This is a genomic window from Marinobacterium rhizophilum (assembly GCF_024397915.1).
In the GTDB taxonomy this organism is placed as follows: Bacteria; Pseudomonadota; Gammaproteobacteria; order Pseudomonadales; family Balneatricaceae; genus Marinobacterium_A; species Marinobacterium_A rhizophilum_A.
The window spans coordinates 2,937,833-2,963,863 of record NZ_CP073347.1 but is presented as its reverse complement, the minus strand read 5'-3'; the positions used below and the strand labels follow the sequence as shown (position 1 = coordinate 2,963,863).

Annotated in this window: 26 protein-coding genes; 17 read left to right on the top strand and 9 right to left on the bottom strand. The window is 60.7% G+C overall.

The features are described from left to right. Nucleotides 1-248: 248 nt before the first annotated feature. The 6 genes from glyA (KDW95_RS13300) to purU all read left to right on the top strand — a co-directional run bounded on the left by glyA (KDW95_RS13300) (nucleotide 249) and on the right by purU (nucleotide 7,855). Entirely contained in the window at nucleotides 249-1,508 is a 1,260-nt protein-coding gene (glyA, locus tag KDW95_RS13300) for a serine hydroxymethyltransferase (RefSeq protein ID WP_255852301.1), read from the top strand. Nucleotides 1,509-1,604: 96 nt separating this feature from the next. After that, nucleotides 1,605-2,858: a sarcosine oxidase subunit beta family protein gene (locus KDW95_RS13295; RefSeq protein WP_255852300.1), complete on the top strand. Its 1,254-nt coding sequence runs from the start codon at nucleotides 1,605-1,607 to the stop codon at nucleotides 2,856-2,858. A gap of 14 nt (nucleotides 2,859-2,872) precedes the next feature. After that, nucleotides 2,873-3,160 carry a sarcosine oxidase subunit delta gene (locus KDW95_RS13290; RefSeq protein WP_255852299.1) on the top strand — a complete coding sequence of 96 codons (288 nt, stop codon included), beginning with the start codon at nucleotides 2,873-2,875 and terminating at the stop codon, nucleotides 3,158-3,160. 12 nt (nucleotides 3,161-3,172) lie between these two features. Beyond that, nucleotides 3,173-6,196, top strand: coding sequence for a sarcosine oxidase subunit alpha (locus KDW95_RS13285; protein WP_255852298.1), 3,024 nt, complete (start codon nucleotides 3,173-3,175; stop codon nucleotides 6,194-6,196). Next, nucleotides 6,189-6,881: a sarcosine oxidase subunit gamma gene (locus KDW95_RS13280; RefSeq protein ID WP_255852297.1), complete on the top strand. Its 693-nt coding sequence runs from the start codon at nucleotides 6,189-6,191 to the stop codon at nucleotides 6,879-6,881. The genes KDW95_RS13285 and KDW95_RS13280 overlap by 8 nt, the downstream gene beginning before the upstream one ends. Nucleotides 6,882-6,988: 107 nt before the next feature. Then, nucleotides 6,989-7,855 carry a formyltetrahydrofolate deformylase gene (purU, locus tag KDW95_RS13275; protein WP_255852296.1) on the top strand — a complete coding sequence of 289 codons (867 nt, stop codon included), beginning with the start codon at nucleotides 6,989-6,991 and terminating at the stop codon, nucleotides 7,853-7,855. Nucleotides 7,856-7,963: 108 nt separating this feature from the next. Here the strand turns inward: purU and KDW95_RS13270 are convergent, their stop codons facing one another. The 6 genes from KDW95_RS13270 to KDW95_RS13245 all read right to left on the bottom strand — a co-directional run bounded on the left by KDW95_RS13270 (nucleotide 7,964) and on the right by KDW95_RS13245 (nucleotide 12,649). Next, nucleotides 7,964-8,842: a tetratricopeptide repeat protein gene (locus tag KDW95_RS13270; protein ID WP_255852295.1), complete on the bottom strand. Its 879-nt coding sequence runs from the start codon at nucleotides 8,840-8,842 to the stop codon at nucleotides 7,964-7,966. Between the two features lie 146 nt (nucleotides 8,843-8,988). Further along, entirely contained in the window at nucleotides 8,989-9,147 is a 159-nt protein-coding gene (locus KDW95_RS13265) for a hypothetical protein (protein ID WP_255852294.1), read from the bottom strand. Between the two features lie 62 nt (nucleotides 9,148-9,209). Then, nucleotides 9,210-9,644 carry a GFA family protein gene (locus tag KDW95_RS13260; protein WP_255852293.1) on the bottom strand — a complete coding sequence of 145 codons (435 nt, stop codon included), beginning with the start codon at nucleotides 9,642-9,644 and terminating at the stop codon, nucleotides 9,210-9,212. Nucleotides 9,645-9,715: 71 nt separating this feature from the next. Further along, complete coding sequence (locus KDW95_RS13255) at nucleotides 9,716-10,756, bottom strand: GlxA family transcriptional regulator (protein WP_255852292.1); 1,041 nt, start codon at nucleotides 10,754-10,756, stop codon at nucleotides 9,716-9,718. Nucleotides 10,757-10,899: 143 nt separating this feature from the next. After that, on the bottom strand, nucleotides 10,900-11,250 hold the full coding sequence (locus KDW95_RS13250) for a cupin domain-containing protein (protein ID WP_255852291.1): 351 nt from the start codon (nucleotides 11,248-11,250) through the stop codon (nucleotides 10,900-10,902). Between the two features lie 91 nt (nucleotides 11,251-11,341). Next, nucleotides 11,342-12,649: an NAD(P)/FAD-dependent oxidoreductase gene (locus KDW95_RS13245; RefSeq protein WP_255852290.1), complete on the bottom strand. Its 1,308-nt coding sequence runs from the start codon at nucleotides 12,647-12,649 to the stop codon at nucleotides 11,342-11,344. A gap of 164 nt (nucleotides 12,650-12,813) precedes the next feature. Here KDW95_RS13245 and KDW95_RS13240 point away from each other — a divergent pair, with 164 nt between their 5' ends. The 5 genes from KDW95_RS13240 to KDW95_RS13220 all read left to right on the top strand — a co-directional run bounded on the left by KDW95_RS13240 (nucleotide 12,814) and on the right by KDW95_RS13220 (nucleotide 16,772). Then, nucleotides 12,814-13,800 (top strand): LysR family transcriptional regulator, encoded by a 987-nt coding sequence (locus KDW95_RS13240; protein ID WP_255852289.1) that lies wholly within the window; start codon nucleotides 12,814-12,816, stop codon nucleotides 13,798-13,800. A gap of 161 nt (nucleotides 13,801-13,961) precedes the next feature. Further along, nucleotides 13,962-14,480: a hypothetical protein gene (locus tag KDW95_RS13235; RefSeq protein WP_255852288.1), complete on the top strand. Its 519-nt coding sequence runs from the start codon at nucleotides 13,962-13,964 to the stop codon at nucleotides 14,478-14,480. Between the two features lie 107 nt (nucleotides 14,481-14,587). Continuing rightward, nucleotides 14,588-15,376, top strand: a complete 789-nt coding sequence (locus KDW95_RS13230) for a DUF817 domain-containing protein (protein WP_255852287.1) — start codon at nucleotides 14,588-14,590, stop codon at nucleotides 15,374-15,376. Between the two features lie 104 nt (nucleotides 15,377-15,480). Beyond that, nucleotides 15,481-15,900, top strand: coding sequence for a DUF1353 domain-containing protein (locus KDW95_RS13225; RefSeq protein WP_255852286.1), 420 nt, complete (start codon nucleotides 15,481-15,483; stop codon nucleotides 15,898-15,900). Between the two features lie 152 nt (nucleotides 15,901-16,052). Continuing rightward, complete coding sequence (locus tag KDW95_RS13220; RefSeq protein WP_255852285.1) at nucleotides 16,053-16,772, top strand: YebC/PmpR family DNA-binding transcriptional regulator; 720 nt, start codon at nucleotides 16,053-16,055, stop codon at nucleotides 16,770-16,772. Nucleotides 16,773-16,827: 55 nt separating this feature from the next. On the opposite strand, the gene KDW95_RS13215 is transcribed toward KDW95_RS13220, so the two are convergent. The 3 genes from KDW95_RS13215 to KDW95_RS23510 form a co-directional block, all read right to left on the bottom strand. Continuing rightward, on the bottom strand, nucleotides 16,828-17,937 hold the full coding sequence (locus KDW95_RS13215) for a hypothetical protein (protein ID WP_255852284.1): 1,110 nt from the start codon (nucleotides 17,935-17,937) through the stop codon (nucleotides 16,828-16,830). 164 nt (nucleotides 17,938-18,101) lie between these two features. Further along, on the bottom strand, nucleotides 18,102-19,610 hold the full coding sequence (locus tag KDW95_RS13210) for an ABC transporter permease (RefSeq protein ID WP_255852283.1): 1,509 nt from the start codon (nucleotides 19,608-19,610) through the stop codon (nucleotides 18,102-18,104). After that, nucleotides 19,607-20,092 carry a hypothetical protein gene (locus tag KDW95_RS23510; RefSeq protein ID WP_304941601.1) on the bottom strand — a complete coding sequence of 162 codons (486 nt, stop codon included), beginning with the start codon at nucleotides 20,090-20,092 and terminating at the stop codon, nucleotides 19,607-19,609. Before KDW95_RS23510 ends, KDW95_RS13210 begins: the two co-directional genes overlap by 4 nt. On the opposite strand from KDW95_RS23510, the gene KDW95_RS13200 reads away from it, so the two are divergent. The 6 genes from KDW95_RS13200 to KDW95_RS13175 all read left to right on the top strand — a co-directional run bounded on the left by KDW95_RS13200 (nucleotide 19,985) and on the right by KDW95_RS13175 (nucleotide 25,951). Then, nucleotides 19,985-20,545: a substrate-binding domain-containing protein gene (locus tag KDW95_RS13200; protein ID WP_304941553.1), complete on the top strand. Its 561-nt coding sequence runs from the start codon at nucleotides 19,985-19,987 to the stop codon at nucleotides 20,543-20,545. The genes KDW95_RS23510 and KDW95_RS13200 overlap by 108 nt on opposite strands. A gap of 234 nt (nucleotides 20,546-20,779) precedes the next feature. Then, the gene (locus KDW95_RS13195; protein WP_255852282.1) at nucleotides 20,780-21,934 is read left to right on the top strand and encodes an aminotransferase class V-fold PLP-dependent enzyme; all 1,155 of its coding nucleotides are present in this window, start codon (nucleotides 20,780-20,782) and stop codon (nucleotides 21,932-21,934) included. A 26-nt stretch (nucleotides 21,935-21,960) separates the two neighbouring features. Beyond that, nucleotides 21,961-22,389, top strand: coding sequence for a GlcG/HbpS family heme-binding protein (locus KDW95_RS13190; RefSeq protein WP_255852281.1), 429 nt, complete (start codon nucleotides 21,961-21,963; stop codon nucleotides 22,387-22,389). A 76-nt stretch (nucleotides 22,390-22,465) separates the two neighbouring features. Continuing rightward, complete coding sequence (gene glyA, locus KDW95_RS13185) at nucleotides 22,466-23,719, top strand: serine hydroxymethyltransferase (protein ID WP_255852280.1); 1,254 nt, start codon at nucleotides 22,466-22,468, stop codon at nucleotides 23,717-23,719. A 94-nt stretch (nucleotides 23,720-23,813) separates the two neighbouring features. Then, nucleotides 23,814-25,196, top strand: coding sequence for an L-serine ammonia-lyase (locus tag KDW95_RS13180; protein ID WP_255852279.1), 1,383 nt, complete (start codon nucleotides 23,814-23,816; stop codon nucleotides 25,194-25,196). Nucleotides 25,197-25,354: 158 nt separating this feature from the next. Beyond that, on the top strand, nucleotides 25,355-25,951 hold the full coding sequence (locus KDW95_RS13175; RefSeq protein WP_255852278.1) for a helix-turn-helix domain-containing protein: 597 nt from the start codon (nucleotides 25,355-25,357) through the stop codon (nucleotides 25,949-25,951). The last annotated feature ends 80 nt before the right edge of the window (nucleotides 25,952-26,031 follow it).

The window sequence follows — 26,031 nt, the reverse complement described above, 5'->3', positions numbered from 1 at the left end:
TGTGCGACAGCGACACCGGTCGGTGTCGTAAATGAATATCATCAGGGCGCCACTGAACACTTCCGCTTTGGGGTAGAGGGCTACTATCGGTTCCATGACGCGTTGTTCTGTGGGGGAGCTGCCTGTCCTGATACCAACATTCACTGCTGTGGCGGTGAAGCTGTTGACCTGAATCCTGGTGCGCGCTGCGTACCGTTAAAACCTTGTGATCCAATTCCCGGCTGATTGTCCTGGCGAGGAGATTTTTAATGTTTAACAATAACGACCTGATTCAGAATTTCGATGCAGACCTGTGGGCGGCCATGACCGCCGAGGTTCAGCGTCAGGAAGATCATATCGAACTGATCGCCTCCGAAAACTACACCAGCCCGCTGGTGATGCAGGCTCAGGGCTCGCAGCTGACCAACAAGTATGCCGAAGGCTACCCGGGCAAGCGCTACTACGGCGGCTGTGAATACGTCGACGTGGTCGAGCAGCTGGCCATCGACCGCGCCAGGGAACTGTTCGGGGCCGATTACGCCAACGTGCAGCCGCACTCCGGCTCCCAGGCCAACGCCGCCGTCTACATGGCGCTGTGCGCCCCCGGCGATACCGTGCTGGGCATGAGCCTGGCCCACGGTGGTCACCTGACCCACGGTTCCCACGTCAACTTCTCCGGCAAGATCTACAACGCCGTGCAGTACGGCCTGACCGAGAACGGCGAGATCGATTACGACCAGGTGGCCAGCCTGGCCCGCGAGCACAAGCCGAAGATGATCGTGGCCGGATTCTCCGCCTATTCCCAGGTGGTTGACTGGGCGCGTTTCCGCGAAATCGCCGATGAAGTGGGTGCCTTCCTGTTCGTCGACATGGCCCACGTTGCCGGCCTGATCGCCGCTGGCCAGTACCCCAACCCGGTACCCTTTGCCGACGTCGTGACCACCACCACGCACAAGACGCTGCGCGGCCCCCGTGGCGGCCTGATCCTGGCCAAGGCTAACGCCGATATTGAGAAGAAGCTGAACTCCGCGGTATTCCCGGGCGGCCAGGGCGGCCCGCTGATGCACGTTATCGCTGCCAAGGCGGTTGCGTTCAAGGAAGCGCTGCAGCCCGAGTTCAAGGAATACCAGACCCAAGTGGTCAAGAACGCCAAGGTACTGGCCCAGGTGTTTATCGACCGTGGCTACGATGTGGTCTCCGGCGGCACCGAGAACCACCTGTTCCTGCTCAGCCTGATCAAGCAGGGCCTGACCGGCAAGGATGCGGACGCTGCCCTGGGCCGTGCCTCCATCACCGTCAACAAGAACGCCGTGCCCAACGATCCGCAGTCGCCCTTCGTGACTTCGGGCCTGCGCATCGGCTCGCCGGTGATCACCACCCGCGGCTTCAAGGAAGCGCAGTGCGAAGCCCTGGCCGGCTGGATCGCTGACATCCTGGATGCCATGCAGGCCGGTGATGCCGACGCTGCCATTGCTGCTGTAAAAGACAAGGTCCACGCCCTCTGTGCGGACTTTCCGGCGTACCGCTAAGCCTGATTCGTCGCGGGCACCAGCCGGTGCCCGGCTTTAGCGTTACACATGCATGATTTTTCCCGGTTGAGCGGGAGTTGAGGGGGAGCTGGCACTATGCAGCATTATTCCGGTTTCGGGCTGTTGAAACATGCCCTGAATTACCATGAAAACTGGCAGCGCGTATGGCGCAATCCGACGCCGAAGAAAAAGTACGATGTCATCATCGTCGGCGGCGGCGGACACGGCCTGGCAACTGCCTATTACCTGGCCAAGGAACACGGCATCACCAACGTGGCGGTGATCGAGAAGGGTTACCTGGGCGGCGGCAACACGGCCCGTAACACCACCATCGTGCGGTCCAACTACCTGTGGGACGAGGCGGCGCACCTGTACGAGCACGCCATGAAACTGTGGGAAGGCCTGTCCCAGGACCTGAACTACAACGTCATGTTCTCCCAGCGCGGTGTGCTCAACCTGGGTCATACGCTGCAGGACATGCGTGATATCGAACGCCGCGTCAACGCCAACCGCCTGAACGGCATTGACGGTGAAGTACTGGACGCCAAGGGCGTGCAGGAAATCGTGCCGATCATGGACTGCTCCGCCAATACCCGCTACCCGGTGATGGGTGCCTCCTGGCAGCCGCGCGCCGGTGTTGCCCGTCATGACGCCGTGGCCTGGGGCTTTGCCCGTGCCGCAGACGCCCTGGGTGTGGACCTGATTCAGCAGACCGAAGTCATCGACATGGTGATCGAAGATGGCGCCATTACTGGTGTCAACACCAACCGTCACGGCGTGATCAGCGGTGATCGCGTAGGTTGCGTCGTTGCCGGCAACTCCAGCGTGCTGGCCGGCATGGCCGGTTTCAGCCTGCCGCTGGAAAGCCACCCGCTGCAGGCGCTGGTATCCGAGCCGATCAAGCCGATCCTGGACACCGTGGTCATGTCCAACCATGTACACGGCTACGTCAGCCAGTCCGACAAGGGCGACCTGGTAATCGGCGCCGGCATCGATGGCTACAACGGTTACGGCCAGCGCGGTTCCTACCCGACCATCGAACACACGGTGGCGGCCATTATCGAGTTGTTCCCGATGTTCAGCCGTGTGCGCATGAACCGTCAGTGGGGCGGCATCGTCGATACCTGCCCGGATGCCTGTCCGATCATTTCCGATACGCCGGTAGAAAACCTGTTCTTCAACTGCGGTTGGGGTACTGGCGGCTTCAAGGCCACTCCGGGGTCCGGCAATGTCTTTGCGGCTACCCTGGCGAAGGGCGAAGCCCATCCGCTGGCCAAGCCGTTCTCCATGTTCCGTTTCCACAACGGCTCGCTCATCGACGAACACGGCGCTGCCGGCGTCGCACACTAACGGGAGTTTGCATAATGTTTTATATCTACTGCCCGCACTGTGGCGAACACCGCGAAGAAGAAGAGTTTCATGCCAAGGGCGAGGCGCACCTGGCCCGTCCGCTGGATCCGGACAACTGCAGCGACGAGGAGTGGGGCGAGTATCTGTACATGCGCAAGAACCCCCGTGGTCTGCACCATGAACTCTGGATCCATGCCACCGGCTGTCGCAAGTTCTTCAACATGACGCGCGACACCGTGACCTACGAAATCAAAGAAGTCTACAAAGTCGGGGAGCGGCCTTCCGTGGTCGCCGCCAGCTAAGGAGCGGACATTATGAGCCAGAAAAATCGTCTCGCCTCCGGTGGACGCCTTGACCGTGCCAAAGCACTGAGCTTCAGCTACAACGGTCGCCAGTACCCCGGTTTTGAAGGTGATACCGTCGCCTCGGCCCTGCTGGCCAATGGCGTGGATATTGTCGGACGCAGCTTCAAGTACAGCCGTCCGCGCGGCATCATCGCCGCCGGTGCCGAAGAGCCCAATGCGGTGCTGCAGGTCGGTGCGACCGAAGCGACCCAGGTGCCCAACGTGCGTGCGACCCAGCAGAGCCTGTTCAACGGCCTGGTGTGCAGCGCGACCAATGGCTGGCCCAATGCCGACCTCGACCTGATGAGCTATGTCGGCAAGGTTGGCGGGCGCATGATGCCGCCGGGTTTCTACTACAAGACCTTCATGTACCCGCAGTCCCTGTGGGAAACCTACGAGAAGTTTATCCGCAAGGCCGCGGGCCTGGGGCGCTCGTCCACCGAGCGTGACCCGGATATGTACGACAAGGTAAACCACCATTGCGACCTGGTGATCGTCGGTGCCGGCCCTGCGGGTCTGGCGGCGGCCCTGGTTGCAGCGCGCAGCGGCGCCCGCGTAATCCTGGCGGACGAACAGAGCGAGTTTGGCGGTTGCCTGCTGGATACCCGTGAAACCCTCAATGGCCGTCCGGCGGCCGAGTGGGTTGCCACCGTGGTTGCAGAGCTGAAGTCTCACCCCGAGGTGCTGTTGCTGCCCCGTTCCACCGTGAACGGCTACCACGACCACAACTTCCTCACCATCCATGAGCGTTGCACCGATCACCTGGGTGACAGTGCGCCGGCAGGGCAGGTGCGTCAGCGCATGCACCGCGTGCGTGCCAACCAGGTTGTGCTGGCCACCGGCGCCCACGAGCGTCCGCTGGTATTCGGCAACAACGACGTGCCGGGCTGCATGCAGGCCGCCGCCGTGTCTACCTACATCAACCGTTACGCGGTGGTACCGGGCAAAGAGCTGGTGCTCATGACCACCAACGACCACGCTTACCAGGCGGCGCTGGACTGGGCCGATGCCGGTCGCAAGGTCGTGGCCATTGTCGATACGCGTCAGAACCCCAAGGGCGACCGTATCGAAGCGGCCAAGTCCCGCGGCATCAAGATCATTGCCGGTCATGGCGTCATTGAAGTGCAGGGCAGCAAGCGCGTAAGCGGTGTCTCCATCGCTCCGCTGAATGCGGCTGGCGACGCGCTGACAGGCTCGGCCGAGCGCCTGAGCTGCGATACTGTTGCCAGCTCCGGTGGCTGGAGCCCGGTTATCCACCTCTCCTGCCATACCGGCAGCCGCCCCGAATGGCGCGATGATGTGATTGGCTTTGTGCCCGGCAAGACCGTGCAGAAGCAGCACTGTGCCGGTGGTATTAACGGTACCTACAGCCTCAAGGCGGTACTGGAAGAAGGCGCGCGGGCCGGTGCAGCCGCCTGTGAAGCCGCGGGCTTTGGCGATGCCGCCAAGGGCATTGCCCTGCCGCTGGCCGAAGAGGTGCGTGAAGGCAAACCCATGGCGCTGTTCCATATCCCGCACACCAAGCCGACCTCGCGGGCGCCGAAACAGTTCGTGGATTACCAGAACGACGTTACCGCGGCGGGTATCGAGCTGGCGACGCGCGAGGGCTTTGAGTCCATCGAGCACGTCAAGCGCTACACCGCCATGGGCTTTGGTACCGACCAGGGCAAGCTGGGTAACATCAACGGCATGGCCGTGGCGGCCAAGTCGCTGAACCAGACGATTCCCCAGACCGGCACCACCATCTTCCGTCCCAACTACACCCCGGTGACCTTTGGTGCCGTGGCGGGGCGTGACTGTGGCGCGTTGTTCGACGTCAACCGTTTCAGCGCCATGCACAAGTGGCATGTCGCCAACGGTGCACTGTTCGAGGACGTGGGCCAGTGGAAGCGCCCCTGGTACTTCCCCCAGGGTGGCGAGTCCATGCAGCAGGCGCTGGATCGCGAGTGCAAGGCCACCCGTGAAAGCGTGGGTATCCTCGATGCCTCGACGCTGGGCAAGATCGATATCCAGGGCAAGGATGCACGTGAGTTCCTGGCCCGTGTCTACACCAACGCCTGGGCCAAGCTCGCGGTGGGCAAGTGCCGCTACGGCCTGATGTGTGGCGAGGACGGCATGGTGTTCGATGACGGTGTCACCTCCTGCCTGGCGGAGAACCACTTTCTGATGACCACCACCTCCGGCGGCGCCGCGCGCGTACTGGAATGGCTGGAGCTGTACCATCAGACCGAGTGGCCCGAGCTTGAAGTCTACTTCAGCAGCGTGACCGATCACTGGGCGACCATGACGATTTCCGGCCCCAATGCCCGCAAGCTGCTGGGTGAGCTGACCGATCTGGACCTGGACCGTGATACCTTCAAGTTCATGGACTGGCGTCAGGGCAATGTGGCCGGCGTGCCTGCACGGGTGTTCCGCATTTCCTTCACCGGTGAGCTGTCCTACGAAATCAACGTCCAGGCCAACTACGGTCTGCATGTGTGGGAAAAACTGTTCGAGCACGGCGCCAAGTACAACCTGACGCCCTACGGCACCGAAACCATGCACGTACTGCGTGCCGAGAAAGGCTTTATCATTGCCGGCCAGGATACCGACGGTTCCGTGACCCCGATTGACCTGGGCATGAGCTGGTGTGTATCCAACGCCAAGCCGTTCAGCTACATCGGCAAGCGTGGTATGGCGCGCGAGGACTGCGTGCGTGCCGATCGCAAGCAGCTGGTGGGCCTGAAAACCCGTGATCCCAAGGTGGTGATTCCCGAAGGCGCCCAGGCGGTCAATGACCCCAAGCAGCCGATCCCGATGACCATGCTGGGCCACGTGACCTCGAGCTACTACAGCGCCAACCTCGGTCATTCCGTGGCCATGGGCTTTGTCCGCAACGGTCACAACCGCATGGGCGAAACCGTGTACTACCCGCTGGCCGATGGCCGCGTGATCGAAGCCGAAATCTGCAACCCGGTGTTCCTGGATCCCAAGGGGGAGCGTCAAAATGTCTGACATCATTGCACCAACCAAGCCGGCCGCCGCAGAGTCCGCCTCTGCCTCAAGCGTGGCAACTGTCGCCCTGATGGACCAGCTGGCCGCTCCGAGCATCCGTGCCGAGTCGCCGCTGTTCCATGCGGATCTCGCCACGGTTGCCAAGCAAGGTCCCAAGACTGGCGGCGTCACGCTGCAGGAACACAAGCTGCTGGGTCACCTGGTGATCCGCGGCAGCCAGGATAACGCCGCCTTTCTGGCCGGTGCCCGGGCTGTACTGGGGGTTGATCTGCCGACCCAGCCGCTGACCTCGGCCGAAGCCGGGACGCTGTCGGTACGCTGGATCGCACCGGACGAGTGGCTGGTGATTCTGCCGGGCCTGGAGGCATTCGAGCTGGAAAACCGCTTGCGTGAAGCGATGAGCGGCCATATCGCCATCGTCAATGTCAGCGGTGGCCAGACCGTGCTGGAACTCTCCGGTGCCGATGCGCGGGCTGTGCTGAAGAAGTCCACACCCTACGACGTGCATGACCGTAACTTCCCGGTGGGCAAGGTCGTTACCACGGTCTTCGCCAAGAGCCAGGCGGTGATCCGTCGCACCGGCGAGCAAAGCTGGGAGCTGGTGATTCGTCGCAGTTTTGCCGATTACCTCTGGCTCTGGTTGCAGGATGCCTGCGCCGAGTTCGGACTGGTCGTTAAAGACTGAGTGGCAAGGGGAAAGGTTCAAGGAGCAAGGGAAAAGGCGCAAGCCTGATACCCGAGGAAACCGCAGTCCGGACGCATTGCTCGGGCTGCGGCTAACGAGGACTTGAGATGACAGCAATATTGAAACCGTGGATCTTCACGGCGCACTGTCCGAGCCGTCTGGGTACCGTTGATGTGGTGACCCGGTTCATGGCCGAAACCCGCAACTACGTGCTGGAGATGCAGTCCTTCGACGACCGCGAACTGGAACGTTTCTGCATTCGTGTGGAGTTCCGTCCCCAGGACGACAACTTCAGTGAAGCGGCTTTCAATGCAGCCTTTGCTGAACGGGCCGCGGGTTTTGACATGGAATGGCAGCTGCGTACGCCGGAGCACAAGCCCCGGGTGGCGATCCTGGTGTCCAAGTATGACCATTGCCTCAATGACCTGCTGTACCGCTTTCGTACCGGACAGTTGAACATCGAAATTCCGGTGATTATCTCCAATCACCCGGATCTCGAGTCGCTGGCGCAGTGGCACGGTATTCCGTACCACCACCTGCCCATTACGCCGGATACCAAGGCGGAGCAGGAAGCCCAGGTATGGAAGCTGATCCAGCAGTACGATACCGAACTGGTGGTACTGGCGCGCTACATGCAGGTGTTGTCGCCGGACCTGTGCCGCAAGCTGGATGGCTGGGCCATCAACATCCACCATTCCCTGCTGCCGGGCTTCAAGGGTGCCAAACCCTATCACCAGGCCTGGGCCAAGGGCGTCAAGCTGGTGGGTGCCACGGCGCATTACGTCAACAACGATCTGGATGAAGGGCCGATCATCACCCAGGGTATTCAGCCGGTGGATCATGCCCAGTATCCGGAGGATCTGGTAGAAAAGGGTCAGGATATTGAACGCGTCACGCTGTTCAAGGCCATTCGCTATCACATCGAAAAACGTGTCTTTGTGCTGGGTCAGCGCACCGTGGTCTTTGCCGACTAGGCGCGCGAGCGGCACCTGATACAACCCTCACCCCGGGCCTGGCACCGCTCTTAGAGCTCCCCCAAAATCGTCAGGTCTGGGGCCCTCGTGAATTCCCCGCCTTACCGCTTATCGACCCTGTTTTGCTTCCCAGGCGCTGGCCTGTTCCTGGGCCTGGGCGATCTCGTCAAGACTGAGTTTGCTGGCCAGTATTTCCAGCGCCGGATGGCCGGCACCGTTGGACTTGGCGATGCTGAGCCACTGGTAGGCGCGCATGTAGTCCTGAGGTGTACCGCGACCCTCGAGGTACATGAGCCCCAGGTGTGTTTGGGCACTGGCAAATCCCTGATTGGCGGCAAGCTGATACCAGCGCATGGCGTTAAGGTCGCTGCGAGCCAGGCCCTGGCCTTTTTCATACATCAGCCCCAGGTTGAACTGCGCATTGACGTGCCCGAGCTCCGCTGCACGGCGATACCATTTTGCCGCCGCGGGCAGGTTCTGCGGGATGCCGCGCCCGGCATAGTATTTGCCTGCCAGGTGGTACTGGGCGTACATGTGTTCCTGCTCGGCCGCCTGGAGATACAGTAGCGTGGCCGTCGCGTGATTCTGCCCCACGCCGTCCCCGCGCTCATACATGCCGCCCAGAATGAACTGGGCCCGTTTGTTACCCCGTTCAGCCACGGGGGTAAACCAGCGGGCGGCGGTCACCGGGTCCCGGGGGACACCCAGACCTTCTGAATAGATGAGCCCCAGGTTGTACTGGGCGGCATAGTCACCCCGCTCGGCCAGGGGGGTAAAGTGCGCCAGTGCCTGGGCGTAGTCGCCGTTTTCGTAAGCATTGAAACCAGTCATGAAGTCGGCCGCGGGCTCTGCGGCAAAGGTGGGCGGGCTCAGTAGCAGAGCGGCACCGAGACTGGCGCACAGTGCTGTTGCTGCAAGCGCGCAGCGACCGGAGCGTACAGGCAGAACATGGGACGAGGTGGTGCAGGCTTTGGGCCGGGTAAGCATGGCGGCAATCCCTTTGTGACAACGCGCGGGCGCGGTACGAGTAGAGGCGAACACCTTAAAAATAGCAAAACATGCCGCTGCTGCGAAATAAACCTGCGTGGCGCGGTGTAGCCCGCGCAGGTGGCATCAGTGGTGCGATGACCCTGTCAGGGGGCGCTGGACTGCGCCTCGAACTGCGCAAAGGCCTCGGCGCCGGTCAGGTTCGTCGTCGGGTTGGCGAAGTCATAGAAGGCCGGCTTTTCATCGATAAACACCTGGTGATCCAGTACCAGCTTCGGGTCATCACCAAACAGGCCCACGGGCACGAAACAAACCTGCGTGGTGCGGTGTAGCCCGCGCAGGTGGCGTCAGTGACGCGATGACCCTGTCAGGGGGCGCTGGACTGCGCCTCGAATTGCGCAAAGGCCTCGGCGCCGGTCAGGTTCGTCGTCGGGTTGGCGAAGTCATAGAAGGCCGGCTTTTCGTCTATAAACACCTGGTGGTCCAGTACCAGCTTCGGGTCATCACCAAACAGGCCCACGGGCACGAAATATTGTTGGGTGTCGGTCAGACGGTAGAACAGGTGGCTGCCGCAGACGGTGCAAAAGCCGCGCTCGGCCCAGTCGGATGAGCGGAACAGGCCGATGAACTCGGTTCCTGCCAGGGTCACGTCGGTGCCGCAGTCGGTGGCCAGCAGTGGGCCGCCGCTCCAGCGCCGGCACTGGCTGCAATGGCAGGCGCCGGCATGGAGGCTCATCTGCCCCACATGGATTGAGGTCTTGCCACACAGGCAGTGGCCATGGGCGGGCTGGGTATCAGGCATGGTCAGGTTCCGGCTGGGTGAGGTGTAACTCACTATAGCAGCCTGCGGATGCCCTGGCGGTCAGCCTGTTTTCAGCGGCCGCGGTTCTGGCGGGCCTGGCTGGGTGACTGGCCGAAGTAGTCGCGGTAGCAGTGGCTGAAGTGGGTAGTGCTGACGAAGCCGCAGGCCACGGTAATGGCGGCAATGGTTTCGTTGGTCTGCAGCAGCAGGCGCCGGGCGCGGGTGATGCGCAGCTCCAGGTAGTACTTGGATGGGGTGCTGTCGATATAGCGGTGGAACAGGCGCTCGATCTGGCGCCGCGACAGGTTGACCAGCCCTGCCAGTTCTTCCATGCCCAGGGGTTCTTCGATATTGGCTTCCATCAGTTGCAACACCGCCTGCAGCGGTTCCGGCAGGGTCGGATCGATGGCGGTGCAGGGCATTGGGCGTTCAGGGGTTTCGCCAATCTTGTCGCAGCTGAGAATTTCTTCGATACCGCGTACCACTTCGTTGCCATAGTGCTGCCCGATGATCGCCAGCATCATGCTCAGGGCGCTGCTGGCCCCGGCGCAGGAGACCCGTTCGCGGTCCAGTACATAGGGATGGCTTGAGAGTGTCACCCGGGGGCAGGTTTCCTGCAGACCGTCGCGGCTCTCGGGATGCACGGTACATTCGTAGCCGTCCATCAGGCCGGCCTGGGCCAGCAGGTAGCTGCCGTTCCAGAGGCCGCCAAGGGTCAGGCCCTGCAGGGCGGCTGTGCGCAGTTGCTCCTGCAAGGTCTTGTCGGGCTGGAGGTTGCAGCGCAGTCCGCCGCAGACAAACAGCATGTCCAGGTCATTCCCGCTCTGTGGCTGCAGGGCGCCGCCCACGGAAATCTCGATCCCCAGGTCGCTGCGAACGGCGGCGCCATCCAGGCTCAGGGTGCTGAAGCTGTACAGCGGTGTACTGCTGAGCAGGTTGGCGGTGACGATGGCATCCACGGCGGCGGTAAAGGCCATCATGGAGAAATGTTCGCGCAACACGAAACCGATACGAATGGCGGGCGTGCAGCTGGACTCGCTGTCCTTGAGGTAGGCCTGATTACTGCGCTTGAAGCGGCTGTCGAAAGTACGCTGGCGTTGCTGGTTTGTCATGGGCTGGGTCACTAACTGTTCGTCAAGAAACCGGGCGACCAGTATAGCAAAGGCAAAGGGCGTCCAGGCAGCGCTAATCGCAACGATGCCAAGGGGGATTCTGGCCCGCCGGCAGGCGGGCTTCTGCTACCGGGGGCGCCGGATCACTCCAGGCCGTTGAGCGCCTTCCAGTTGCCGGGGTAGACGGCGTAGAAGATGGTGGCCTGCTCGCCTTCGTATTTCAGCTCGGTGCCCTCGGGTATCCAGATGATGTCACCGGCCTGGCCTTCCAGTACGCCATCCTTGGTGACGAGGCGAAAGACGCCGTCCACCACATATACGACCTCGTCATAGAGCACGGTCCAGGCGATGGAGCAGGCATCGAATTTGGCCACACCGGCACCCATGGTGGCGCTCATGTCGGTACTGACGGCGCGGGCAACGGCGGCTGCGCCCGGCGGGCCACCACGGTGCTGGAAGTTAAGGCTGGAGGCGTGAATCAGTTTGGCGGACATGTTTGGTAGACCTGTTAAGCGTGTACAAAGCGAAATGGAGGCGTCCGGCACCGCTGCCGAACGCTGGTGATGTTGCTGGCTAAGGATGGGGTTACAGCTCCGAGCGGCTGGCAAAGCGTGCCATGGCCATGCGCAGTGGCACACCGATATGCAGCAGCGGCTTGGGCGGCAGACGCGAGGGGTTGCCCGAGACCTCGAGCATGTTGCTCAGCAGGTCGGTTTTTTTGCCCGAGGCCATGTCGGCCAGCATCATGCCGGAGATGGTGCCGCGGGCAGCCCCGACGCTCTGGTCACAGGCCGAGGCGAAGATGCCGCTTTCGAGTTCGCCGAAGTAGGTCTCGAAGTTACCCGACAGGCTGCTGGCGCCGCCCCAGGTGTAATCGAAGGGTACATCCTTGAGTGCCGGGTAGCGGGCTTCGAAGCCTTCGCGATGACGCTGGCGTATGCCGGGCAGCATGTCCTGCGGCGTGTTGTAGTCGTGGGCATAGCGGTAGGAGTTGCGGATGATGATCCGGCGATCCTGGGTCATGCGCAGGGTGGTACCGGCGTGGTCTGCCGGGGTCAGGCCCCAGTCGAGCTGGCCGCCGTAGCGTTTCATTTCAGCATCACTCAGCGGGCGTGTCATGCTGGCAAAGGTCATGACCGGCAGAATGCGATCGCGCAGGAAACCGAGCTCCGCGGTAAAGATGTTGGTCCCCAGGATCAGCTGGCGGCACTCGATGCGGGCCGTGTCGGTGTTGAGTATAAAGCCATTGCTGGTGCGGGTGATCTCCAGCACCGGGGTGTGCTCGGCAATGCGCACGTTGGCCGGCATGTTGTCGGCCAGGCCACGCATCAGCGCAGCGGGCTGCATCAGGGTGCCACCGGGCGTAAAGATGCAGGCGCTGTAGTAATCGGTGCCGAAGACATCCTGCATTTTCTGCGGGCTGAGACGCTCGTAGGCCTCGCCGAAGTTTTTCAGCAGCTGCTCGTAGTGGTCGAGGAATTTCTCGCCCCGCGCGCCCACCGCGCCCTGGTATTTGCCGGCCCTGGACCACTGGCAGTCAATGTTGTAGCTACTGATCTGGGTTTCCAGGTACTCGATGGCGGTGCGGTTCAAATGCACCATCTTGCGCTTGAGTTCCCGGTCGCCGAGCTCCAGGTCGCGCTTGTGCGGCTGGTCGATCACAAAGCCCGAGTTGCGCCCGGAGGCGCCCTGGCCGATTTTGAGCGCGTCGATCAGTACGAAACTGTCATCAGGGCGGTTCTCCGCCAGGCGGCGCACGGCGGCACAGCCGACAAAGCCCCCGCCAATGACGGCGGCGTCGACACGAATATCCTGCGTCAGCTGCGGGAAGTCCGTGACTGTCCCGAGCATTTCATACCAGCCGCAATTGCCGTCATATTGGGGAAGAATCATGTTCTGTACTCGTTTTCCAGCGCGTTGTCGTGTGGGCGGCAGATGCGGCCCGGTATCTTGAGATGGGGCGATTATTTCGGATTTTTATTAGCAGAACTACATAAAAGGCTCTTTAGTACTAACTATAATGCGCTTCATAAGCTGAACTAATAATTAGGTGCCGTATGTCCGACTCCCGGCTGCTCGATACCCATATGCTCCATACCTTTGTCATCATTGCGGAATCGCCTTCGCTGACGGATGCCGCCCGTCGTCTCGGTGTGACCCAGTCGGCGGTCTCCCAGTGTCTGAAACAGCTTGAAGATCAACTGGGTACCGCGCTGGTGGTACGCCGCAGCCGACCATTGCACCTGACCGCCGCCGGCAATGCGCTGAAGCAGAATGCCGAGGGCATTCTGGGGGAGCTGCGCCGGCTCAGCGCGCGGGTGCGCGGCGCCGCCGACCAGGGCTTGGTGCATTGTCGACTTGGGCTGATTACGTCCTGCTCCGAGGTATTCGGCAGCAAGCTGATCGCGCAGTTGAGCCCCTTTATCGAGCAGATGACGTTACGCAGTGGCCTGACGCCGCCGCTGATGCAGGCCTTTCTTGAGCGTGAGATTGATATCCTGGTGTCCAATGACCCGCTTACCGGCGTAGACGGACTGGAGCGCTTTGAGCTGTTCCGCGATCCGATGCTGCTGGCCGTGTCGACACAGAATCTGGCCGGGCTGGCGGCGCCGGTATCCGTTGAATCCCTGGCCAGAGAGCTGCCGATGATCAAGTACGGCCGCCACACCCATATCGGTGCCTACAGCGAAGTGGTGCTGCGGCGCATGGGGGTGCAGGCGAATGTGCGCTACGAGACCGATGACACCCATACGCTGATGAACTTCGTTCACGATGGTCATGGCTGGGCGATATTCAGTGCGCTCTGCCTGGCCCAGGCACTCTATCTGACCGAGGATGTGTGCTTGCTGGAACTGGATCGCAGCCGCCACAGCCGTACTCTTTACCTGTTGGCGCGTGAAGGCGAGATGGGCTCCATTCCGCAGCAGGTTGCCGGTGCCATCCGCCAGATATTGCAGGGCCCGGTGTTCGATGCGCTGGTGCAGCGGGCACCCTGGCTGACGATCGAGGCCTTTGCGGGCAGCGAATTGTGGAGTGACAGCTGAGTCGGGTGGCGCCAGGGGTGGTGCTGAGCCATGCTGTATGCTCAGCGGGACGGCTTGCGTTTGATGGTTGCCTGCCCAGTGATGTTGGCTACAAAGGTAATGTGATGGAACATACGCCTGGCAATTCAGCGCCGCCTAGACAGTCGAGCGCGGAAATGGATGTGCATCGATCCATTGTCCTCTGGCTGTTTTTCGCGACCTTGGTCATTGGCACTTTTGCAGGGGGGGCGCTCCTGTATGCCGACCTCACGGGTACCGAGTTACTGTCCATTTTGCCGGTGGTCATACTGGCCGGTGTACTGGGGAGTTTTGTCAGCGCGCTGAACCGGATTTATTCGTCCAGGGATATTTTTCCGATCAGGAGTTACTCCGTTTTTCTGCGTGGCACCAGCACTTACCTGATTGCCTACTCGTCGATTCCGGCGCTGGTGGGCGCCATATCATCCACCATTCTGTACGTTGTGTTCGCTTCCGAAATCGTTGTGGGTCCGTTCTTTCCCGGTTTCTCCTGCAAGTTGGGGGAGGGTAACTGTATTGAGTTTCAGCAGTTCCTGACATCCTGGAGCCCCACGGATGCCCAGAATCATGCCAAGGCGATTGTGTGGGGCTTTGTGGCGGGTTTCAGTGAGCGCTTCGTGCCGGACATACTCAACAAGGTGAGCCGCGATAGCGAGAAGTAGCCCCCTTGCCTGGCTGCCCGCAGGCGGATTTAGCCGGTTTTTCAGCGCGGGTTAATGGCTGCACCGGTCTAATGTCTGGCCCGGATAAGCGATAACAGACAGGCCCCATGACGATTGCCGCCTTTACCCGAGAGTTTGTGTTGTTTGGCGTCAAGCAGGCCTATGCCTGCATGTTTGGCGCCTACCTGCTGGTGGTCATGATCGTTACCCAGTACTGGTATCCGCTGGACTCCTTGCACCGGTATGACTTTATCTTCCTTGCCGCCGTGGCCTTTCAGCTGTTCCTGCTGGCGTTTCGCTTCGAGACCCTGCGCGAGGCCCTGGTGATCGTGGTGTTTCACCTGGTGGCCACGGTGATGGAGGTTTTCAAGACGTCGGACTCCATCGCTTCCTGGGTGTACCCCGAGGACTATCTGTTCGGTATCGGCAATGTGCCGCTGTTCGCAGGCTTCATGTACAGTGCCGTGGGCAGTTACCTGACCCGGGTCTGGAAGATTTTCGAGTTTCGTTATTCGGTTTACCCCAGCCAGAAACTGACGCTGCTGCTGGTGGCCCTGATCTATGCCAACTTCTTCACGCATCACTACATGCCCGATCTGAGGTGGGTGCTACTGACGGTGACCGTACTGCTGTTCTGGCGCACGCAGGTGTATTTTCGGGTGCATCGGGACTACCGCTCCATGCCGCTGCTGCTGGGCTGGCTGCTGGTGGCGCTCTTTATCTGGCTGGCGGAAAACATCGCCACCTACGTCAATATCTGGATTTATCCGAATCAGCGGGACGAATGGAGCCTGGTGCCGCTGGCCAAGCTGTCTTCCTGGTATCTGCTGATGCTGCTCAGCTTCGTGCTGGTGACCACCATTAACCGGGTGGAACTGCACGCTGCGCGGCGCTGACGCCTGGCAGGCACCCTCGGCTGACCTATACTTTCGCCAGCGTCTGGCGCTGTTGACTGGGCAGGATCCGGCGACAGCAAGCAACCTGAGAAAGGGAGGTTTCCATGGCGGATCACGGCATAGCCTATCGTTCGGGCTACAAGTATCAGCTGGCTGAAGATTACAGTTTGAAGATTTCCATCAAGCCCGGCACCGATATCGACACGGCGTTTATCGCCCTCGATGCCCAGGGCAATCTGCGGGTGAAATCCGGCTACGCCTGGGATGGCACCTCGGGCCCGGTGGTTGATACACCCTTTAACCTGCGCGCGTCACTGGTCCACGATGCGCTCTACCAGCTGATGCGGGAAAAAAGTCTCAGTGCCAAGGAGCACAAGGAAAAGGCCGACAAGCTGTTCAAGAAACTGGTGAAGGAGGATGGCGTGCCGGCTCCGGTGGCGCAGGTGTATTACGAAGCCCTGAAAAAGCTCGGCAAGCCGGCGACCAAACCTGAAAATGCCAAGGCGGTCAAACACGCGCCCTGACAGTCCTGGGCTGAGCTACCGAGCACAGCCTGGCGGGGCTGTGGTTATGCACAGGAGGCCCGTCCGGGCGCTATCTTCGCATCTGTGCGTTGTTCCGATACGGCGCTTGCCAGTAGAATCGCTGTCTTTGTGATCATTACGGAGCATTGTGCATGGGCAGAGCCTATCAGAACCGCAAAGAGTCGATGGCCAAGACGTCCGACATGAAGGCCAAGGTGTATAGCCGCTACGGTCGTGAGATCTATGTCTCCGCCAAGTCGGGCGGGACTGATCCCGCCAGCAACCTGACCTTGCGCAGCCTGATCGAGCGTGCCAAGAAGGACCAGGTGCCGAGCCATGTGATCGACAAGGCGCTCGAGAAGGCCAAGGGTGGCGCGGGCGAGGATTACGCGGCGGCGCGCTACGAGGGCTATGGCCCCGGTGGCAGCATGGCCATTATCGAGTGCCTGACCGACAACCCCAACCGCACCTTTGGCGATGTGCGCCAGGCGTTCACCAAGACCAAGAGCAAGATCGGTACCCCTGGCAGTGTCAGCCACATGTTCGACCATGCGGCCATTTTCGTGTTTGCCTACGATGACGAAGAGGCGGTGCTTGAAGCCCTGATGGAAGCCGATGTCGATGTCACGGACATCGAGAATGAAGACGGCAAGATCACGGTATTCGCCCCCAATACCGATTACTTCAAGGCCAAAACGGCATTGCTGGATCGCTGTGGCGAGCTGGACTTCGATGTCGATGAGATCCAGTTTATCCCCCACGCCTTTACCGAGGTAACGGGTGACGACGTGGCCCTGTTCGAAAAATTCCTGAGCATGCTGAACGACCTGGACGACGTGCAGCAGGTCTACCACAACGTCGAAAACGCTTAGGCCGCCGGCGCTTGCAGCGCAGCCAGGCTCCCTGTTAAAGCGGGGGAGTCTTGCGTCAGATTGCGCGGGGCGGACGCCCGGGATGGACTGCATCCTCGTTCGCTCCCTCCCGGGGGGCCGCGTCATGATCTTCCCAGCAGGGGCCATACAGTGGCTGCAGCCAGGCTCTGATCAGCGGGTTGTACGGGTGCTGGGCCTGGAACCGGATATATTTCCATTCACGGGTCTGCCGGTAGTGGCAGCTGTCTGACTGGGCGATGGTGTAGCGATTCAACGCCCAGCCATCGGGCCCTGATTTTTCATGCACGATGGCGCTCCAGATGACCTCGTCACAGGCCGCCAGGCTGAATTCAACGCCATCTGGCTGTGTTTCAACCTCAAGGGGCGTTTCGGCCAGCTGAATGCCGGTGCTTGCGTAGAACTGTCCCCGGGTGATGGCGGCAAGGATCGAAGCAACGGACCTGTCATCGCAGGCTACCTGTATGTAGCCAAGGGGACTGAAATACTCATAGATATAGGGCTCGCGGTAAAACTCGTCATTGCCCGCGAAGCCGAGATAGCGGTAGCCGGCCATCAGCATGTCGCCCCAGCACCCCTGGGCATAGTCAGCGCCATAGGTACCATCAACGAAATGGTTCTCCATCATGGTGAGGCCATTGTAAATTTCGATGCCCGCCACCTTCAGCTCCGCCAGCTTTTCGCAGGGGTTCAGCAGCGCGCTTTTGATATTTTTCCAGGCGCCGCCATTCCGCGGCCGGCCCTTTTCGAAAAACATCGGGTGACAGCAGATTGACAGGCCTCCCGGGTTGCCGATGGTTAATACGTGCAGGTACTTGGCCTCAGGGCTTTCAAAATACCCTCCTGTATAGGTGCCATGATTTACCGTCTCGTTCTGTATTTCACGCCCCGGTATGGCGGTTACCTTTTCGTTTTCCGGAGTATCGGCGAACAGCTGGATTCCGTCGTCAAATACGCTGATGGATGCGCAGATAAAGTCGAAGTTGAAGGGTGGCTGGCAGGAGCGGGCATAGATTTCCTCGATGCTGCGACCGTGCTCGCTATCAAAACCGGCCAGGGATGCGCGGGTGCTTCTGTCACTGTGGACATGAATGTTTCCCTTTAACCAGTAACGGCTTTTCCGGTAGGGATTCTGCATTGTTGTCATTATTCACGATCCTTTGTTCCAGCTGCTGGCGTCCGGTGTGCTGTGGCGGATTTTTTTGGGCCTGAAGGTAAAAAAGGCATGGTAAAAAGACCATGCCTTGTGGCCAAAACGGGTCAGGAGAGCTATTCGGTAGAGCAATGGTTGAAGCGTCCCTGCTTCCGCGCCTAGCGTTTTCCCTGAATGACCCGGTCCAGGATCATCGAGCACACCAGAATCGCGAGGCCCGCCAGTATGCCTTCACCGGTCGATGCGTATTGCAGGGCTTCCAGAACATCTTCCCCCAGCCCCTTGGCGCCGATGAGGGATGCAATAACAACCATGGCAAGGCTCAGCATGATGGTCTGATTGACGCCAGCCATGATGGTTTTGGATGCCAGCGGCAGGTCCACCTTGAACAGCAGGTAGGCGGGGGAGGCGCCGAAGGAACGGGCAGCCTCACGCACGGCTTCGGGCACGCCCTGCAATCCCAGCACGGTCAGGCGAATGACCGGCGGGCTGCCGAACACCAGGGTCGCCAGGATGGCGGCCGGTTTGCCGGTGCCGAAGAAGGCGATAATCGGAATCAGGTAGACGAAAGACGGCATGGTCTGCATGAAATCCAGTACGGGCCTGACAAAGGCAAAGACCCTGGGTTTGCGGGCACAGAGAATGCCGATGGGAATCCCCAGCGAGATGCTGACGCAGGCGGCGGCACCGAGCAGTGATACCGTGGCCATGGCCTTGTCCCAGAACCCCAGCAGGCCCAGGTACATCAGGCCGGCAATGGCCAGAATGGCGACGCGGGGCCCGGCGCACTGCCAGGCGAGCAGGGCGATAAACAGCATGACGACCGGCCAGGGTGTGCCGACGAAAACGGTTTCCAGGCTGTCGAGCAGCACGCGCACGGCATCGGTAACATTGTTGAAGAATCCGGCACCGGCGATGGTTGCGTAGTCAAACCATTGCTTGAGGCCATTGCTGACATCAATGCGGATATTGTCATTGGCCGGGAAAGTCTGCAGCAGGCTCCAGCTGGTGGGGAACGAGAACTGCGCCGCCGCCAGGCCATAGATCACCGTGACGAGCATGAGGGCCGTGGTGGCGCGAAGCACCGAAAAGCCGCTGGCAATGGAACGATCCGAGCGCCAGTAGGTAAACTGGCGTTCCAGCGCCCAGTTGCCGAGAGCCCCCTGGAACAGCTTGATGGCCAGCATCAGGCCGATGCCGAACACCAGCAGTGCCAGGCGCTGGCTTTCCATCGACTGCGCCTGCTGCAGGGCGCCGGCAACGGCGGATTCAAGTGATCCCACCAGTCGCTGCAGTGCTTCAACGTTGTCGGCCTGGCTGGTAATGGCGGCTTCGAGCTGTGCCCGGCGTTCCTCCAGCGTGCCGGCAATGCGTTCTGCGCGCAGTTTCTGTTCGGCCCCCAGGTCGCTGAAGAGTCCCAGGGCGATCTGGATAAAGGCGAAGGCTTCGAGCAGCACAAAGACCAGGAAGCCTTTCCACAGACCTCGGGCGGCGAACCAGACGGGGCCGAGCAGGGCGCAGGCCAGGTTGAAGGTCGGCACAAAGCGGTTGGATGCGCTGATCTTGCCAAAGCGTGTGCGGTAGTAACCCGCGTTTGAAACCGAGAATTCATCGATCAGCTTGTCGACCGCGCGATCGTAATCCTGAACGTCCTGAGCTGCGTTCATTTGGCACCCCCGTGGCCCTGTATACCCTGCATGATGCTGACGCGATCGACCGCGCCAACCCGTTGACCCTGCTCGACCACAGCGATGGCACCGTCCCAATGGATAGCCACCGAAATCAGCTCATCCAGGCTGGCATCCGGCGCCACGCTGGGGGCATCGGCTGACAGCTCTCCGTGCTGGGCGATATGGGTGTCGATCGGCGTCATCAGTGACTTGGCATGCACGAACTTGAGGCGCGAAATGCTGGCCACGAAATCCGCCACGTAATCGTCGGCCGGCTGGGTGACAATTTCGTCCGGCGTGCCTATCTGGATGATTTCACCGTCCTTCATGATGGCAATGCGGTGGCCGATACGAATGGCTTCATCCAGGTCGTGGGTGATGAACAGGGTGGTTTTCTTCATCAGCCGGGACAGGTCCATGAACTGGTCCTGCAGCTGGCGCCGGATCAGCGGATCCAGGGCGCTGCAGGGTTCATCCATCAGCAGGATATCCGGGTTAGCGGTGCCAGGGCCGCGCTACGGGATGCGGGGCTGGACGCAAGCCAGGTCAGTCATCATGTGATGCCGCTTGCCATATCCAATGCCTGCCGTGCGAGCCGAGACATCGCTACACAGGCAGACGACAGGCCCACGGCACTGCTGTGCCTCAGTGATGTCCTGGCGCTTGGCGCCCTGCTCGAGTTGCCCAGGCACGGCATCCGGGTCCCCGCGGACATTTCGGTGATCGGCTTCGATGACCTGGAGTGGGCGGACTGCGCCAATCCGCCGCTAACCACCATCCACCTGCCGACGCGCAGCATGGGCCAGGCAATCGCGATGGCCATTCTGGATGCGCTCGATAGCGGCGTGCCGGTTAAACCCCGCTTGCTCGAAGCCGAGCTGGTCCTGCGTAACAGTACAGCGCCCCCTCCCCAATCTGGCACGGCTATCTAGTCTCCCTCCCGTGGCGCGCCATCGCGCCAGTTGCCTGTTTCCTCATCACGCAGTGTCTGTGTTCGCTTCCCCCGGGGTCTGCGCGGACCTCCGTTTATCCACAGCAGCACTGGAATCAGGGCTGCTGTGGATCTGTGGTTTCTGAAGGAAAAATTTTGTATTGGCTACTTGCCAGTCGGGCATCTCTGATGCAGTATGTGAAAAAAACAACAATATTTTCACAGGAAATTAAAAATGAACGATAATTTACACGCAGTTGATCCCGATGGTTTGCTCGAATACTCGGTGGTCTATACCGACCGCTCCCTGAATCACATGTCCAAACGTTTCCAGGGAGTCATGACGGACATCTCCCGCACCCTGAAAGACCTCTACCGGGCCGAGGCAGTGGCTGTTGTGCCTGGCAGCGGTACTTTCGGCATGGAAGCGGTCGCGCGGCAGTTCGCCACCGATCGCAAGTGCCTGGTGATCCGCAACGGCTGGTTCAGCTACCGCTGGTCGCAGATCCTGGAAACAGGAAAGATCACTGATCAGTTGCAGGTGTTAAAAGCACGCCCGGTGGAGGACGAAGACCAGGCGGCGTTTGCACCGCCGGCCATCGATGAGGTGGTCAAGGCGATCCTCGTCACCAGGCCCGACATCGTTTTCGCCCCCCATGTCGAAACCTCTTCGGGCATGGTTCTTCCCAATGATTACATCGCTGCCATGGCCCGTGCCGTGCATTCGGTGGGCGGCCTGCTGGTGCTCGACTGCATCGCCTCCGGCGCCCTCTGGGTGGATATGCAGGCGAGCGGTGTCGACGTGCTGATCAGCGCGCCCCAGAAAGGCTGGAGCGCATCGCCCTGCTGTGCCCTGGTGATGCTCAGTGCGCTGGCGCTGGACCGTATCGCCGAGACCCAGAGCACCAGCTTCGCCTGTGATCTGAAAAAATGGCTGCAGATCATGCAGGCCTACGAAGGCGGCGGTCATGCCTATCACGCCACCATGCCGACCGATGGGCTGCAGCGCTTTAGGGACATCATGCTGGAAACCCGCGAGCTGGGTTTTGAGCGGGTGCATCAGCAGCAGCAGGAACTGGGCAACCGAATTCGCCAGGTGCTGGCCGAGCGTGGCATGCGCAGTGTCGCCGCAGCGGGCTTCGAGGCCCCCGGTGTCGTGGTCTGCTACACCGAGGATAACGAGATTCACACGGGCCGTGCCTTTGCCGGCGAGGGCATGCAGATCGCGGCGGGCGTGCCGCTACAGTGTGACGAACCTGCGGGCTTCAAGACCTTCCGTATTGGCCTGTTCGGGCTGGACAAGTTGCAGGATATCGACCGCACCGTCGCCACCTTTGAAAAGGCGCTGGATGCCGTCACGGCTGCCGACCTTTGTGCATCAGCTTCTTGATTTTTTAGTGAACGGGGGAATACGCAATGCGCATGGTACCGAAGTTAACCTTGATGGATGCGGATAGCATTATGCGGGCCTGTTTCAAGAAGGCCGGTGAAATTGGCGTCGATATGGATATCGCCATTACCGATGATGGCGGCAACCTGATTCTGTTCAAGCGCATGGACAATGCGCGCATTACCAGCATCGATATTGCCATGGGCAAGTCGTTTACCGCGTCCGCTGCGCGAAAGTCGACGCGGGCCTACGGTGAAATCAGCGTACCTGGCAAGCCGGCCTTTGGCATCAATACCAGTAACCAGGGCAAGTTTTCCATTGTGGCCGGTGGCCTGCCGCTGTTCGCCGGCGAACAGATCGTCGGCGGTGTTGGCTGCAGTTCCGGCACGCCGGATCAGGATGAGATCGTGGCCCAGGCGGGTGTGGATGCATTTCTGATGATGCAGAACTACTGAGGTTGCGGGCCTGCAAGCCTGCTGCCAGACAGGCCGCCCGGTGCGGCCTGTTGTAAACCTAAAGGAAAAATAAAAGATGTTTAGAATGCAAGACGCAATCGAAGGGTTCGACGACGAACTTTTCCAGGCCATGAGCGCGGAAACGCAGCGCCAGGAAGATCATATCGAGCTGATCGCCTCCGAGAACTACACCAGTGTGCGTGTCATGCGCGCCCAGGGCTCGCAGCTGACCAACAAGTATGCCGAAGGCTATCCGGGCAAACGCTACTACGGTGGCTGTGAACATGTGGATGTGGTCGAGCGCTTGGCGATCGAGCGTGCTTGCACGCTGTTTGGTGCGGATTACGCCAATGTGCAGCCGCACTCCGGCTCCCAGGCCAATGCCGCGGTATTCCTGGCCCTGCTGGAGCCCGGTGATACGGTGCTGGGCATGAGCCTGGCCCATGGCGGTCACCTGACCCACGGTGCCAAGGTGAGCTTTTCCGGCAAACTTTACAATGCCGTGCAGTACGGACTGGATGAGGCCACCGGCGAAATCGACTACGACGAAGTGCAGCGCCAGGCGAACGAACATCGCCCCCGCATGATTATCGCCGGCTTCTCGGCCTATTCCCGTGTGGTGGACTGGCAGCGTTTTCGCGACATCGCCGACAGCGTGGGTGCCTGGTTGTTTGTGGACATGGCCCATGTGGCAGGCCTGGTGGCAGCCGGGATCTATCCGAGCCCGCTGCCCTATGCCGATGTGGTCACCACCACAACGCACAAGACACTGCGCGGTCCCCGTGGCGGCCTGATTCTGGCGAAAGCCAACGAAGCGCTGGAGAAAAAACTCAACTCGGCGGTATTCCCGGGTGGCCAGGGCGGGCCGCTGATGCACGTGATCGCCGCCAAGGCCGTGGCCTTCAAGGAAGCGCTGGAACCATCCTTTACCGAGTATCAGCGCCAGGTCGTGGACAATGCCCGGGCCATGGCATCGGTATTCATCGAGCGCGGCTTCGAGGTGGTATCCGATGGTACCGACAATCACCTGTTCCTGCTTAGCCTGATCCGCCAGGGGCTGACGGGCAAGGACGCCGATGCGGCCCTGGGGCGGGCGCACATTACCGTGAACAAGAATGCGGTGCCCAACGATCCGCAATCGCCCTTTGTCACATCGGGGCTGCGCATCGGCTCACCCGCTGTAACCACACGCGGCTTCAAGCAAGAGCAGTGCCGCGAACTGACGCACTGGATCTGTGACATCCTGGACGATTTGGACAACGAGGAACTGATCGCCGAGGTGCGTTTCAAGGTGGCGCGCCTGTGCCGCAACTACCCGGTGTATGGCTGAGTACAGGCCAGACGCAATTTGACCGAGTGTCGAGGGCGCCTTTGAGCGCCCCGGCGCTTCCTCTGAAAAGCTACATATAAGAAGGGATCAAACCATGGCGATTAGTCTGTTCGATCTGTTCAAGGTGGGCATCGGCCCCTCGAGCTCGCACACGGTTGGGCCCATGCGAGCCGCGCAGCTGTTTGCCCAGCGCTTGAGCAACGACGGTTTGCTGGAGCAGGTGGTCCGGGTGCGGTCCGAGCTTTTTGGATCTCTGGGGGCAACAGGCAAGGGGCATGGCAGTGGCCCCGCCGTATTGCTGGGGCTTGAAGGCCATGCGCCGGACCTGGTTGATCCGCAGCTTGTGAAGCCTCGTGCCGAAGAGATTGGCGAGACCGGGCTGCTGCTGTTGCTGGGTAGCCAGCGTATCCAGTTTAACCCGGAGCAGGACCTGATCTTTCATCGCAACGAGTCGCTGCCATTTCATCCCAATGGAATGTCATTCACGGCTTATGATGCGGCGGGGCAGGTGACCTGCCAGAAATTGTACTACTCGGTGGGTGGCGGCTTTGTGGCCGGTGAGGAGACCGTCGAGTCGGGCCAGATCCAGGCGGACCCGACGCCGCTGGTGCATGATTACAAGTCCGCCAAGCGTTTGCTTGAGATCTGCGCTGAAACCGGGCTGTCCATCGCCGAGGTTACGCTGGAGAACGAAAAGCAATGGCGCTCGGAGGAGGAAATCCGCAGCGGCATACTTTCCCTCTGGGATGTCATGCAGCAATGTGTTCGGGCGGGTATCAGCAACGACGGCATTCTGCCTGGCGGCTTGAAGGTGCGCCGGCGCGCGGCGGCCTGGCACCGTGATCTGAAAAACCGTAACCGCATGGACCTGATTACCCCGTCACTCGGGGCGATGGACTGGGTCAACCTGTATGCGCTGGCGGTGAACGAAGAGAACGCGGCGGGCGGGCGCATCGTTACCGCACCCACCAACGGGGCGGCGGGCATCATTCCGGCAGTGCTGCATTACTACGTTAACTTCTGCCCGAACTCCGATGAGGACGGTATCGTGCGGTTTTTCCTGGCCGCCTCTGCCATTGGGTTTCTGTTCAAGGCCAATGCGTCGATTTCGGGCGCGGAGGTCGGGTGCCAGGGTGAGGTGGGGTCGGCCTGCGCCATGGCGGCGGCGGGCCTGGCCGAAGCCGTGGGGGCAACGCCTGAACAGGTGGAAAATGCCGCCGAGATCGGCATGGAACACAACCTGGGCCTGACCTGCGACCCGGTTGGCGGCCTGGTGCAGGTGCCTTGCATCGAGCGCAATGCGATGGCGGCCATGAAGGCGATTAATGCCGCTTCCATGGCCATGCGCGGCGATGGCTATCACTTTGTTTCGCTGGACAAGGTGATCAAGACCATGCGCGACACCGGCCGGGACATGCTCGACAAGTACAAGGAGACATCCCGCGGAGGGCTGGCGGTGAACGTGATCGAGTGCTGAGGCTGAAGGTCGCAGCCCCGGCCATGACTGGCCGGGGAGGGCTTTCATCGGCGGCTGTAAAAAACCGGTAATTATGAAAAATGGTCATTTTTTTTCAATTTAACGTCAGTCTCTGTTAGAGTTCGAGGTATTGCAGCCAATTTGATTGAATACTGACCATGAACAGCCCCTCTATCCTGAGCGAAAGCGAACCCGATGACCTGCGTGTCGGTCGCCAGATCCGTGATCTGCGCAAGGCCAAGCGCATTACGCTGACAACCCTGGCCGAGAAGGTGAACAAGTCGGTCGGTTACCTCAGCCAGGTTGAGCGTGGTGTGTCCTCGCTGCCGATCGGTGTGCTGCAGCAGATCAGCGAAGTGCTCGGTGTGCGGGTCAGCTGGTTCTTTCAGTCCAGCGATGAAATATCCGACGACGAACGCGATTTCGTGGTGCGCAGCGGTCATCGTCGCTCGATGACGTTCTCCGGGCTCGGTGTGCGGGAGGAATTGCTGTCGCCGCGTCTGAGTGGCCAGTTGCTGCTGATCATGACACGGCTGGGCCCCAAGGCCAGTGGCGGCAAGGAACCCCGCCAGCGCAAGGGCGAGGAGGCGGGTTACGTTGAGGCCGGCACCCTGGAGCTGCGTATCGGCGAGCGAACCTTCGTGCTCGAAGCCGGTGACAGCTTTTCCATTGCCGGCGACGAACCCCACCTGATCTACAACCCCGGCGACACCGAAGCCCGCATCGTCTGGGTGATGACCGGCGTGGACTACTGATCCCTTGTCGGCTGATCTGTAGTGACTCAGGCTTGATCTGACAGCTATCGACAGGTTAAAAACAGGTCAGCTTCATCTCC

Excerpts from the sequence above, each read along its gene's own strand:
- glyA (WP_255852301.1), top strand. The coding sequence starts at position 249 with ATGTTTAACAATAACGACCTGATTCAGAATTTCGATGCAGACCTGTGG.
- KDW95_RS13295 (WP_255852300.1), top strand. The coding sequence starts at position 1,605 with ATGCAGCATTATTCCGGTTTCGGGCTGTTGAAACATGCCCTGAATTAC.
- KDW95_RS13290 (WP_255852299.1), top strand. The coding sequence starts at position 2,873 with ATGTTTTATATCTACTGCCCGCACTGTGGCGAACACCGCGAAGAAGAA.
- KDW95_RS13285 (WP_255852298.1), top strand. The coding sequence starts at position 3,173 with ATGAGCCAGAAAAATCGTCTCGCCTCCGGTGGACGCCTTGACCGTGCC.
- KDW95_RS13280 (WP_255852297.1), top strand. The coding sequence starts at position 6,189 with ATGTCTGACATCATTGCACCAACCAAGCCGGCCGCCGCAGAGTCCGCC.
- purU (WP_255852296.1), top strand. The coding sequence starts at position 6,989 with ATGACAGCAATATTGAAACCGTGGATCTTCACGGCGCACTGTCCGAGC.
- KDW95_RS13270 (WP_255852295.1), bottom strand. The coding sequence starts at position 8,842 with ATGCTTACCCGGCCCAAAGCCTGCACCACCTCGTCCCATGTTCTGCCT.
- KDW95_RS13260 (WP_255852293.1), bottom strand. The coding sequence starts at position 9,644 with ATGCCTGATACCCAGCCCGCCCATGGCCACTGCCTGTGTGGCAAGACC.
- KDW95_RS13255 (WP_255852292.1), bottom strand. The coding sequence starts at position 10,756 with ATGACAAACCAGCAACGCCAGCGTACTTTCGACAGCCGCTTCAAGCGC.
- KDW95_RS13250 (WP_255852291.1), bottom strand. The coding sequence starts at position 11,250 with ATGTCCGCCAAACTGATTCACGCCTCCAGCCTTAACTTCCAGCACCGT.
- KDW95_RS13245 (WP_255852290.1), bottom strand. The coding sequence starts at position 12,649 with ATGATTCTTCCCCAATATGACGGCAATTGCGGCTGGTATGAAATGCTC.
- KDW95_RS13240 (WP_255852289.1), top strand. The coding sequence starts at position 12,814 with ATGTCCGACTCCCGGCTGCTCGATACCCATATGCTCCATACCTTTGTC.
- KDW95_RS13230 (WP_255852287.1), top strand. The coding sequence starts at position 14,588 with ATGACGATTGCCGCCTTTACCCGAGAGTTTGTGTTGTTTGGCGTCAAG.
- KDW95_RS13225 (WP_255852286.1), top strand. The coding sequence starts at position 15,481 with ATGGCGGATCACGGCATAGCCTATCGTTCGGGCTACAAGTATCAGCTG.
- KDW95_RS13220 (WP_255852285.1), top strand. The coding sequence starts at position 16,053 with ATGGGCAGAGCCTATCAGAACCGCAAAGAGTCGATGGCCAAGACGTCC.
- KDW95_RS13215 (WP_255852284.1), bottom strand. The coding sequence starts at position 17,937 with ATGACAACAATGCAGAATCCCTACCGGAAAAGCCGTTACTGGTTAAAG.
- KDW95_RS13210 (WP_255852283.1), bottom strand. The coding sequence starts at position 19,610 with ATGAACGCAGCTCAGGACGTTCAGGATTACGATCGCGCGGTCGACAAG.
- KDW95_RS23510 (WP_304941601.1), bottom strand. The coding sequence starts at position 20,092 with ATGGATGAACCCTGCAGCGCCCTGGATCCGCTGATCCGGCGCCAGCTG.
- KDW95_RS13195 (WP_255852282.1), top strand. The coding sequence starts at position 20,780 with ATGAACGATAATTTACACGCAGTTGATCCCGATGGTTTGCTCGAATAC.
- KDW95_RS13190 (WP_255852281.1), top strand. The coding sequence starts at position 21,961 with ATGCGCATGGTACCGAAGTTAACCTTGATGGATGCGGATAGCATTATG.
- glyA (WP_255852280.1), top strand. The coding sequence starts at position 22,466 with ATGTTTAGAATGCAAGACGCAATCGAAGGGTTCGACGACGAACTTTTC.
- KDW95_RS13180 (WP_255852279.1), top strand. The coding sequence starts at position 23,814 with ATGGCGATTAGTCTGTTCGATCTGTTCAAGGTGGGCATCGGCCCCTCG.
- KDW95_RS13175 (WP_255852278.1), top strand. The coding sequence starts at position 25,355 with ATGAACAGCCCCTCTATCCTGAGCGAAAGCGAACCCGATGACCTGCGT.